Below are 10,109 nucleotides of genomic sequence, written 5' to 3'. Positions count from 1 at the left end.
GCGCCCATCCGTACGCCCACCGGCTCGTCTCCTCACCCACCCGTCCGGAAAACCATTCCGCACCGGGCCCTCCCAGCCGGTAGCTTCGGGAGGATGAGTGATCACTACGACGTGCGCGGCTCCGGCCCCGTCCTCCTCATCCTCCCTGGCGGCGCCGGACATCCCATGGGCCTCGACGACTTCACGGCCCGCCTCGCAGAACGCTTTACTGTCATGACGTACGACCATCTCGGCCTCGCGCACGGCCAACTCGGCAAGCCCGTCGAGGAACAGAGCGTCGAGTGGTGGAGCGACGGCGCGGCCCGGGCGCTGGAGGCGGTGCTGCCCGCAGGCGAGTCGGCGTACGTCTTCGGCAGCAGTTCGGGCGCCGTCGTCACCCTGGACCTGGCGGCCCGGCACCCGGACCGGCTGCGGCACGTGGTCGTGCACGAGTCACCCCTCGTGGCGGTGCTGCCGGACGCCGAGAGGCAGCGGGCGATGTTCACCGAGGTGTACGAGGCCTATCGCGCCCGGGGCCTCGACGCGGCGTCGGCCCGCATGGTGGCGGGGCTGGAGGAACGGGCCCCCACCCCCGAAGAGCAGCACAGGCTCTCCGACCCGGCGTCCCAACCACCGTCCCCCGAAGATGAGTTGGCGACGCCGATGGCCGTCTTCCTCACCAGGATCCTGCTCCCGTTCATCTCCTACGTCCCCGACCTCGCCGCCCTCTCCGCCCCCTCACCCCGGATCACCGTCGCCGTGGGCATCGACTCCGCCGGCCAACTCCCGTACCGCAGCGCCACGTTCCTCGCCCGGCGGACGGGCAGCGCCGCCCGCCGGTTCCCGGGCGGGCATCTCGCGCCGCTCACTCATCCGACGGAGTTCGCGGCGCGGCTCACGGAGACTCTGCTCCCGGCCGGCTGACGCGGGCGGGCTGTCCGGTGCCGTCGCGCCGGTGTCCGAGCGCCACCACTTCGCCGTACGAGGGTGCCTCACCCCGGGGCACCCGCCCCGCCCGGATGTCGTCGAGCACCTCCACGGCCGCGCCGAGTGCCCGCCGGTAGAGGAGCGAACCGAGGCTGATGCGGCGTACGCCGAGGTCGCCGAGCCGGGTGACCGTGGGGCCGGTGGGCGAGTAGAGGATGTTGAGCGGGACGTCGAGGCTCTTCACCAGCGCGGCGATCACGTCCGGGTCGGTCAGGCCGGGCACGAACACCCCGTCGGCGCCCGCCTGTCGGTAGGCGTCGAGGCGGGTCATCGTGTCCCGGGCCAGGGTGGGGGAACCGTGGTCGCCGAGCCAGTACGTGTCCGTGCGGGCGTTCACGAAAAGGCCAGGGGCGGCGGCCTTGACGGCGGCGATCTTCTCGGCGTGCAGGGCCGCCGGCCCGAGACCGTCCTCCAGGTTGATCCCGACGGCGCCGACCACGGACAGTTCTCGTGCGAACTCCCCCACCATGGACGGGTCTTCGCTGAACCCGCCTTCGGCGTCGACGGACAGCAGGAAGTCCTCCGTGCCGAGATTCAGGGCGAGTTGCAGTGTGTGGTCGCGGGTGGCCGCCGTACCGTCGGGCAGTCCGACGGCGGCGGCGACACCGAGACTCGTGGTGCCGATCGCGGCGAAGCCCTGGGCGGCGAGGAGCGCGGCCGAGGCGTGGTCCCAGGCGTTGGGGAGGAGCAGGGGCTCGTCGCGGTGGTGGAGGGCGGCGAAGGCGGAGGGGGACGGCGAGGGGGACACAGGCAGGGCCGAGGGCGGGGTCATGCCGTCACGGTACGGGCGTAACCCTTCGGCACCGGCCGAACCATTCCGGTCCGGCGCGGGCGGGCCCCTCTCGCCTCCTCCGTCACAACCGTGTCCTCCCGGCGGCAACCTTTCCCGGCCCCACGGCAACAGACGGGCATGACTTCAGCACCACTCCCCCGCGCCTCCGCCCACCGTCGCACCCACGCGGCCCGCAAGCCCCTGATCGGTGGCCTCGCGGCGGCCGGTCTGCTCGCCGGCGCCTGGTACGCGACGGCCGGGGCGGCGACGACACCGGCCGCGCCCGCCCTCGCCGTCACGACCACCTCCGTGACGCTGCCGGCCAAGTTCCCCTATCTGTCCGCCGGTTACAACAACACGCGGGAGTGGACGCGTACGGCGACAGCGGTGGCGCCCAACGGCACGCTGCGGGTCGCCTGGCCGGCGTCGGACGGTGTGCACGTGACCCCGCTGACCTCGGCCGGCAAGCGCGCGGGCGGGGACGCGATCGTCAAGGGCGCCAAGGAGGTCGGAGGGCTGGTCGCGCACAACGACGGCTTCGCGCTGCTCACCCGGGTCGCCGACACCAACAAGTGGAAGGAGACGGCGGCGGCGCTGGTCCGTTTCTCGCAGGGCAGGGAGACCTGGCGCACCAAGCTCACCGGTACCGCCTCCAATGACACGTCCCCGACCCTGGACGGCCAGCTCACCTGGAACGGCACCAAGTACGGCGCCTACTTCGTCGTGCACGGCGCGGGCGGCTTCGCCGACGGCCACTTCGGCGACAAGCTGTCGTATCTGAGCGCCAAGGGCGCCAGGCTCAGCGGCGGTTGGGGCTGGGGCTGCTCGCACAACGAGGGCATAGCCCTGCACGCCGAGGCCACCGGCGCCTTCACCTCCCTCTGCTTCGACGACTGGCGTTCGGGCCTGTTCGTGTCGACGGGCATCGGCGCCCCCGACAACGCGCCGGCCGTGCAGCGTGAGCAGTGCTGGGCGGGCTACTGCGGCGGCACGTACGCCGGCCGCACCGGTGACCTGGTGAAGTCGTCGACGGGCCGGTACGCCACCGCATACGGGTCGCGCGGGTCGGCCTCCGCCGCGAAGAACCCGGACGACTCCAGTGGCCGGGGCTGGACGGTGAAGCCGAGGTGGAGCACGCACCAGGTCGCGGTGTCGTTCCTCAAGAACCGCAACTCGCCTGCGGGCAAGGCCATCTACCTGACGAACGCGCCGGGCACGGAACACGTGAACGTCCGCGTCGCCCCGTACGGCAAGGACCGGCTGCTGGTGTCCTGGGAGTCCCTGAAGAACGCCAAGTGCGCCAGCGGCACCTGCACCGGCACGTTCACGGGCACGCACCTGCGGCTGATCGACTGGAACGGCGCGTTCAAGACACCGGACAAGGTCGTGCCGGCACGCATCACGGGCGACATAGCGGCCCTGAAGGACGGCTCCCTGACCTGGGCATACGCCCCGGTGACCCAGACGTACGCGACCCCGCTCACGGGCGCCTCCCCGACCACCGCGACACTCCGGATCGCACGCCTGGCACCCTGAACCGGCAGGACCGGCAGGACCGGCAGCACTCGGGACGCCGGCAGGACCACGTGCGTCTCAGCCCGCGAAACTCGATCGACGGTTCGCCGCGTACCGCAGAGCATGACCGCCATGGTGGACACCTCTCTGTACGCGGCCTTCCTGGCCGCCGCCTTCGCCCTGTGCGTCGCTCCCGGGCCCGACATGATGTTCATCGTGGCCATGGGCGGACGCGGTGGCCCGGTCACCGGAGTACTGGCCGCGCTGGGGGTGGCGGCCGGTGCGCTGGTGCACGCGGTGTCGGCGGCGCTCGGCCTGTCTGCGCTCTTCACGACACTGCCCGTGCTGTATCACGTACTGCGCTGGCTCGGTGCCGCGTATCTCCTCCACCTCGCGGTCAAGGCGTTCCGCGACCGTTCGCCCCTGGTGACCGAGGAGGACGGGACAGCGGCGTCGGGCCCAGCCGCCCCGGGCCGGCGACGCGCCTTCTGGCAGGGCGCCGTCACCAATCTCCTCAACCCGAAAATGATCCTGTTCAACGTCGCTTTCCTGCCGCAGTTCGTGAACCCGGCTCTGGGGCACGTGAGTTGGCAGCTACTGCTGCTGGGGCTGACGCTTGTCCTGATGGGCTTCACCATCGACACCGCGGTGGGTCTGCTCTCCGGCCGCCTCTCGTCGGCACTCCGCGGCAGCCGCCGCGTCGCCCGCGGCCTCAACATCTTCAGCGGCACGGTCTTCACGGGGCTCGCCGTACGGCTGGTCGCCGCACCGGATTAGAACAGGCCCTGGTCCGGAGCGGCCAAGGTGAGCCGCGAAACCTGAACCTGGAGCGCCCCGGTTCCGGTCGGGGCGCCCCAGGCGCTTGTGCCGGGCCAGAGGCCCAGGAGTCTCTACCGCACCCCGCCCCGGGGGATCAGCCGCTGCGCCACCAGTTCGTCGCGCACCAACTCGGCGTACGCCGTGGCCCCTCGGACGGACGTGTGCGTGTTGTCGCGCTTCTCGTTGTAGAGGTACAGCGCCTTGGATCCCTCGACGCCGAGGGACTCCACCAGCGTCTTCGTCTTCGCCGTCAGGTCGATCAACGGCACGCCGCGCTCCGCCGCGACCGCGCGGATCACCGCCGGGTGGTCGACGCCGAGGCCGTTGACCAGCAGGGCGGTGCCGTTGTTCAGGGTGCCGTCGGAGTTGAACCAGCGGCGCACGATCGGAGTCACCAGTACCGGTTTCCCCCCTCGCTCGCGAATACCCGCGACGAGCGTCTCCAGGTTCGCGCGGTACGTCGGCTCGTCCGTCTGCTTGTCGTTGTGCGCGAGCTGGACGAGAACCAGGTCGCCGGGACGGATCAGCGGCTGGACGGTCGCGAAGAGCGCCGGGTTGGCGAGGTAGGTGACCGTACTCTCCCCGGAATCGGCGTAGTTGGCGACGGACAGGCCCTTGCGGAGGTACTGCGGGAGCTGCTGGCCCCAGCCCGTGTACGGGTCGGCGGGCTGGTCGCAGACCGTCGAGTCGCCGACCAGGAAGATCTGCCGGGCGTGGCGGGCGGCGGGGGTCACCCTGATGTCCGCCAGGGCCGGCGCCGAGCCGCCGAGCACCAGGTCGAGGCCCGGGGTGCCCTCGGGACCGGTCGGTTCGCCCTCGGGCGTACGGACGTCGACGGTGAAGCTGCGGGCCACGTGCTCGCCGGCCGCCGTGGCGGTCTCCGGGAGGAGCGCGCGCCGGGTCTCGCCGGAGACGGCGGTACTGGCGGCGGTCTGGCCACCCAGCAGCACCCGTACGTCGTACGTGCCGGGCGCGACGTCGAAGTGGCAGGCGGTGGCCGTGCAGTTCTCGATGCCCAGGGCGCGCGGGCCGTGCGACGGCCGCTGGTGAGCCGCGGCGGGCACGGCGGCCAGGGTGGTCGCGGTGCTCAGGGTCACGGCTGCCAGCACGGCACGGTTGAAACGTCTCATCGCGGTTCCCACAGCACTCCTCCGACGCTCGACAAGGCCCAGCGGCAGGACCGTACATCTTCTGGCAAGCGCTTTCTAGAGTCCTGCACGATTTCACACAACTGCCAACTTCCTTACAACGAAAGCCCTTTCGCAAAATCGATTCAACTGTCAGTCTTCCGAACACCGCACACCCCCCACACCCCCACATCCCACCTCCGAAGGAGGCACCCCCACATGTCCTCAGCCAACGACAGTCGCCCCGGGATCCACCTCGGCCGCCGTGCGCTCGTCCTCGGCGCCACGGCCACCGCCGCCGGACTCGCCCTTCCCGGTACCGCTCAGGCGGCGACCTTCGGCTACACCGACGACGGCACCAACTACGTCATCGACACCGGCGCCAACCTCGTCTTCAAGGTCCGCAAGTCCAACGGCGACCTGTCCTCGCTGGTCTACCGGGGCACGGAGTACCAGGGCTACGGCGGCATGAACTCGCACATCGAGTCCGGCCTCGGCTCGTCCACGGTGACGATCCAGCAGTCCGGTTCGACGATCCTGGTCAGCGTCACGTACGGCACGCTGAAGCACTACTACGCGGCCCGCAGCGGCGAGAACAACGTCTACGTGTGGACCAACAAGGCCGACACGTCGGTCTCGGCGACCCGCTTCATCCTGCGCGTGAAGGCGGGCCTGTTCCTCAACGACGAGCCCGACTCGTACACGTACACGAACAGCACCATCGAGGCCTCCGACGTCTTCGCGAAGTCCGACGGCCAGACCCGCTCGAAGCACTACTCGAAGCTGCGGGTCATGGACTACGACTACGTCGGCTGGAAGACCGGGAGCGTCGGTCTGTACGTGGTGCGCAGCAACCACGAGAAGGCCTCCGGCGGCCCCTTCTACCGCTCCCTCCTGCGTCACCAGAGCGCCGACGGCGGCGGCCTCTACGAGATCCTGTACTACGGCCAGAACCAGACCGAGGACCAGCGCTTCGGCCTCCAGGGCCCCTACGTCATCGCCCTCACCGACGGCGGCGCGCCCTCCTCGTCGCTGTTCCCGGGGACCCTGACCACCTCGTGGGCGGACTCGCTCGGCATCTCCGGTTACGTCGCCGCGAGCGGCCGGGGCCGGGTCGCCGGCGTCGGGATCACCGGCCGCAACACGGCGTACGCGTACACGGTGGGCATCGCCAACTCGGCCGCGCAGTACTGGGGTTCGGCCCGTGCCTCCGACGGCTTCTTCTCCATCGGGGGTGTCCTGCCGGGGTCGTACACGCTCACCGTGTTCAAGGGGGAGCTCGCCGTCTACACCACCTCCGTATCGGTGTCGGCCGGGGGCACGACCACGCTCAACTCGATCGCGATCCCGTCCTCGAACGACCCGAGCAACGCGAGCGCGATCTGGCGGATCAACGACTGGAACGGCACCCCGAGCGGGTTCAAGAACGCCGACCTGATGACATACGCGCATCCGTCGGACGTCCGGGCCGCCGCCTGGACCGGCAACGTGGTGATCGGCAGCGGCTCCGAGACCTCGGGCTTCCCCTGCTACATCTGGAAGGACGTCAACAGCGGTCTGCTGGTGTACTTCAAGCTGACCGCGGCCCAGGCCGCCGCCGCGCACACCCTGCGCATCGGCGTGACGACGGCCTACGCCAACGGCCGCCCGCAGGTCGCCGTCAACTCCTGGACGTCGGCCGTCCCGACCCCGCCCACCCAGCCGAACACCCGGTCCCTGACCAACGGTTCCTACCGGGGGAACAACAACACGTTCACCTACAGCGTGCCGGCGAGCGCGTGGCTCACGGACACCAGTCAGTACAACGTGCTGAAGATCAACGTGGTGAGCGGTTCGGGAACGACCTCCTATCTCAGCGCGGGCACGTCGATCGACGCGCTCGACCTACTCGTCTGAGATCAGGTGCCGCGCGTCCACTGCTGGTTCGTACCGCTGCCGCACGTGTACGTGATGACGGCGGCCGAGTCGGCGGTGGACGCGCCGCTCACGTCGAGGCACTTGCCGGTCGCGCGGGAGACGACCTTGACGTAGGAGCCGGTGGTGGTGAGCGACCACTGCTGGTTGGTGGCGGAGGAGTTGCAGTTCTCCTGCGTGACCGTCCCGGTGTTCTCCTGGACGCACAGCGAGCTGTGACGGGTCATCAGCTGGTAGTAGCCGCTGCCGAGGGACTTGAACCAGTACTTCTGGTTGCCGCCGCCGTTGCAGGTGTACTGCTTGATCTGGGCGCCCGACCACAGCGACTGGCTGGTGACATCGGCGCACTTGGACGAGTGGCGGGCGATCAGCGTGTTGTACGTCGCGCTGTTGCCCGTGACCGTCCCGGTGGCGGTGTCGAGCGTGACCTCCGGCGACCAGGACATGGACATCGTGGTCGAGGACGGGAAGCTCAACGGCAGCCAGACGTAACGGGAGTCGTTGACGGTCCCGCCGAACGAGTTGCCCCAGCGGTCGCCCATGTACAGGTACGAGGTGCCCGAACTCCCCTGCACGGGAAGGACGTACGCGGCCTGCGAGCCGTACGTCGTCGAGTCGCCGACGTTCGTCATGGCGGTCCACGGGCCGGTGATGCTGGTGGCGGTGGCGTACTGCTGCTGGTTGGGGCTCCAGCCGGTGGCCGCCGAAGTCACCATGAAGTAGACCCCGTTGCGCTTGAACAGGGCGGGCGCCTCGCGGTGACCGTTGTGCCAGGGGTCGGCGACCAGCGCGGCGATGCCGGTGTAGTCGGCGGTGAGCCGGTAGATCTGGAGGTCGTAGTTCTCGCGGGCCGCCGAGATCATGTAGCCGGTGCCGTCGGTGTCGACGAAGACCGTGATGTCACGGGACATGTGGACACCCAGCGGCTGGAAGCTGCCCTGCCAGGTGTAGTTGCCGTCCACGGTGTCGGAGACGGCGACGGCGGCACGGGCCTCGCTGTAGTCGGCGCCGTTCTCCTTGTGCATCCACATCACGTACTTGCCGGTGGCCGCGTTGTACATGACCTTCGGCCGCTCGATGTTGGCGGTGGCGAGTTCGGAGGCGCTGGACCGGGTCAGGACGTGGTTGCGGAACTCCCAGGTCTTCAGGTCGGTGGAGCGGTAGGCGTCCACGTACTGGAAGGTGTTGTCGGCGTTGCGGTGCTCGCCGAACCAGTAGTAGTAGGACCCGACCTTGATGACGCCGCCGCCGTGCGCGTGCACGGCGTCGCCGTTGGTGGCGGTGAACTGGGTGCCGTTGGTGATGGTCACGGCCGCGGCCTGGGCGGGCCCGGCCGTGGCGAGGGCGCCGGCCAGCGCCAGACAAAGGGCGAGGAGAACCGCGTACACACGTCTCATGAGCCACTCTCCGTAAGTGAGCCGACCTGCGTGCCTGCCTGGGTGCCTGTCTGTGTACCTGTCGGGGTGTCTGCGACGGGGACGCCGAAGTCCGGGGTGCCGTCGGTGTTCCACCCGAGCTTCTGCACCCGGGTGTGCCGGTTGGGGTCGTTCAGCGGATCGCCGACGATCTCCTTGTACTGGCGTGCGTGGTAGACGAGGACGTCCGTGCGGCCGTCCTCGGCGACGGTGAAGCAGTTGTGGCCGGGGCCGTACTGCTTGGTCGTGTCGTTGCTGGTGAACACGGGCGTAGGGGACTTGGTCCAGTTGGCCGGGTCCATGAGGTCGGCGCGGGCGTCGATCGTCAACAGGCCCATGCAGTAGTGGTAGTCGGTGGCGCTCGCCGAGTACGACATGAAGATCCGGCCGTTGCGCTTGATGAACGACGGCCCCTCGTTGACCCGGTAGCCGATCCGCTCCCAGTCGAACTCCGGTGTGGTGAGCCGGACCTGAGGGCCCGTCAGGGTGACCGGGTCGGCCATCTTCGACAGCCAGACGGCGGTGTTGTTGTCCATGCCGGGCTCGTGCTGCGCCCAGGCGAGATAGCGGGAGCCGCGGTGGGTGAAGGTGGTGGCGTCGAGGGAGAAGGTCTCCCAGGCGGTCTTCAACTGCCCGCGCTCGACCCAGGTCCCCTTGAACGGATCGCGGTGGGAGTTCTCCAGGACCCAGATACGGATGTCCCAGATCGCCTCGGCGGGCGCGGAGGCGAAGTAGACATACCACTTGCCGTCGATGTGGTGGATCTCCGGCGCCCAGATGTGTGAGCCCATGGGCCCGGTCTCGTGCTTGCGCCAGATGACCGACTCGTCGGCGGTGGCGATCCCGCGGATGGTGCGGGAGCGGCGCAGGATGATGCGGTCGTACTCGGGGGCGGTGGCCGTGAAGTAGTAACGGCCGTCGGTGTGGCGGTGGATGTGGGGGTCGGCGCGGTTGCGCACGAGAGGGTTGACGTAGCCGTCGGCAGCGCAGGGTGCGCCCGCCGGAGCGGTGGCGGCGTGCGCGGTGCCGGAGATACCGGGAATGGCGGAGGAGGCCGCCAGGACTCCGCCGGCCAGGGCGCCCTTCAGGAGGGTTCTCCGGGCGGAGATCGCGGAGGTGGCGGAGGTGACGGGGTCTTCGGGCAGGTCGTCTGCGCGGCTCATGCGGACTGCCTCTCGGGGGTGGGGCACGAGATGTTGGCGTGTGTGCGTATGTGGGGGGTGACACGAGAAACGTTCGTAATTACGAACAAGATCAGTCATTCCGAACGCCGAAAAGGTAAGCGTGTGTTACGGGAAGGTCAACGGGTCGGAGGGGACCAAAATCCGGGAACGAAATCGGTGAGCAACTTTTTGTTATTACCCGCGCGTCCGTTCCGTCTCCCGTGACGTGCACAGCCACTCCCCCATCACCAGCCCTGCCCACCGGACCGCTCACCGGACAGTGACGGCCGCCGCGGCCCTCGCGACGGCCGCCCTGTTGCTCGGCGCTCCGCCCGCTTCGGCGGCCGGTCCACGGGACGCGACCGCCGACGTACTCGCCGGCCGGGACGTCACCCTGACCGGCGACACGGTGGTGAGG

Annotated in this window: 8 protein-coding genes; 4 read left to right on the top strand and 4 right to left on the bottom strand. The window is 69.6% G+C overall.

The window, feature by feature from the left end; translation table 11 throughout:
* Window positions 1–93: 93 nt before the first annotated feature.
* Window positions 94–903: an alpha/beta fold hydrolase gene (locus STRTUCAR8_RS45220; RefSeq protein WP_044474003.1), complete on the top strand. Its 810-nt coding sequence runs from the start codon at window positions 94–96 to the stop codon at window positions 901–903.
* Here STRTUCAR8_RS45220 and STRTUCAR8_RS45215 read toward each other — a convergent pair.
* Window positions 875–1,738, bottom strand: coding sequence for an isocitrate lyase/PEP mutase family protein (locus STRTUCAR8_RS45215; protein WP_044474002.1), 864 nt, complete (start codon window positions 1,736–1,738; stop codon window positions 875–877). The two genes, STRTUCAR8_RS45220 and STRTUCAR8_RS45215, sit on opposite strands and share 29 nt — an antisense overlap.
* A 138-nt stretch (window positions 1,739–1,876) precedes the next feature.
* On the opposite strand from STRTUCAR8_RS45215, the gene STRTUCAR8_RS45210 reads away from it, so the two are divergent.
* Both STRTUCAR8_RS45210 and STRTUCAR8_RS45205 read left to right on the top strand, forming a co-directional pair.
* Window positions 1,877–3,274: a hypothetical protein gene (locus tag STRTUCAR8_RS45210; RefSeq protein ID WP_006383230.1), complete on the top strand. Its 1,398-nt coding sequence runs from the start codon at window positions 1,877–1,879 to the stop codon at window positions 3,272–3,274.
* A gap of 111 nt (window positions 3,275–3,385) precedes the next feature.
* The gene (locus STRTUCAR8_RS45205; protein ID WP_006383231.1) at window positions 3,386–4,030 is read left to right on the top strand and encodes a LysE family translocator; all 645 of its coding nucleotides are present in this window, start codon (window positions 3,386–3,388) and stop codon (window positions 4,028–4,030) included.
* Between the two features lie 113 nt (window positions 4,031–4,143).
* Here STRTUCAR8_RS45205 and STRTUCAR8_RS45200 read toward each other — a convergent pair whose 3' ends face one another.
* Window positions 4,144–5,202, bottom strand: a complete 1,059-nt coding sequence (locus STRTUCAR8_RS45200) for a rhamnogalacturonan acetylesterase (protein WP_044474001.1) — start codon at window positions 5,200–5,202, stop codon at window positions 4,144–4,146.
* 216 nt (window positions 5,203–5,418) lie between these two features.
* Here STRTUCAR8_RS45200 and STRTUCAR8_RS45195 point away from each other — a divergent pair, with 216 nt between their 5' ends.
* The gene (locus STRTUCAR8_RS45195) at window positions 5,419–7,095 is read left to right on the top strand and encodes a rhamnogalacturonan lyase B N-terminal domain-containing protein (protein ID WP_006383233.1); all 1,677 of its coding nucleotides are present in this window, start codon (window positions 5,419–5,421) and stop codon (window positions 7,093–7,095) included.
* A 2-nt stretch (window positions 7,096–7,097) separates the two neighbouring features.
* Here the strand turns inward: STRTUCAR8_RS45195 and STRTUCAR8_RS45190 are convergent, their stop codons facing one another.
* Together STRTUCAR8_RS45190 and STRTUCAR8_RS45185 are read right to left on the bottom strand one after the other, a co-directional pair.
* Entirely contained in the window at window positions 7,098–8,510 is a 1,413-nt protein-coding gene (locus STRTUCAR8_RS45190; protein WP_044474000.1) for an RICIN domain-containing protein, read from the bottom strand.
* On the bottom strand, window positions 8,507–9,691 hold the full coding sequence (locus STRTUCAR8_RS45185) for a glycoside hydrolase family 43 protein (protein WP_006383235.1): 1,185 nt from the start codon (window positions 9,689–9,691) through the stop codon (window positions 8,507–8,509). The genes STRTUCAR8_RS45190 and STRTUCAR8_RS45185 overlap by 4 nt, the downstream gene beginning before the upstream one ends.
* Window positions 9,692–10,109: the final 418 nt, after the last annotated feature.

Origin of the sequence: Streptomyces turgidiscabies Car8, from assembly GCF_000331005.1 — a bacterium.
In the GTDB taxonomy this organism is placed as follows: Bacteria; Actinomycetota; Actinomycetes; order Streptomycetales; family Streptomycetaceae; genus Streptomyces; species Streptomyces turgidiscabies.
Note: the sequence above shows the minus strand (reverse complement) of the source record. Positions and strands in the feature narration are given on the sequence as shown.

Coding starts and splice junctions, on each gene's coding strand:
- STRTUCAR8_RS45200 (WP_044474001.1), bottom strand. CDS start 5,202: ATGAGACGTTTCAACCGTGCCGTGCTGGCAGCCGTGACCCTGAGCACC.
- STRTUCAR8_RS45220 (WP_044474003.1), top strand. CDS start 94: ATGAGTGATCACTACGACGTGCGCGGCTCCGGCCCCGTCCTCCTCATC.
- STRTUCAR8_RS45190 (WP_044474000.1), bottom strand. CDS start 8,510: ATGAGACGTGTGTACGCGGTTCTCCTCGCCCTTTGTCTGGCGCTGGCC.
- STRTUCAR8_RS45210 (WP_006383230.1), top strand. CDS start 1,877: ATGACTTCAGCACCACTCCCCCGCGCCTCCGCCCACCGTCGCACCCAC.
- STRTUCAR8_RS45195 (WP_006383233.1), top strand. CDS start 5,419: ATGTCCTCAGCCAACGACAGTCGCCCCGGGATCCACCTCGGCCGCCGT.
- STRTUCAR8_RS45205 (WP_006383231.1), top strand. CDS start 3,386: ATGGTGGACACCTCTCTGTACGCGGCCTTCCTGGCCGCCGCCTTCGCC.
- STRTUCAR8_RS45215 (WP_044474002.1), bottom strand. CDS start 1,738: ATGACCCCGCCCTCGGCCCTGCCTGTGTCCCCCTCGCCGTCCCCCTCC.
- STRTUCAR8_RS45185 (WP_006383235.1), bottom strand. CDS start 9,691: ATGAGCCGCGCAGACGACCTGCCCGAAGACCCCGTCACCTCCGCCACC.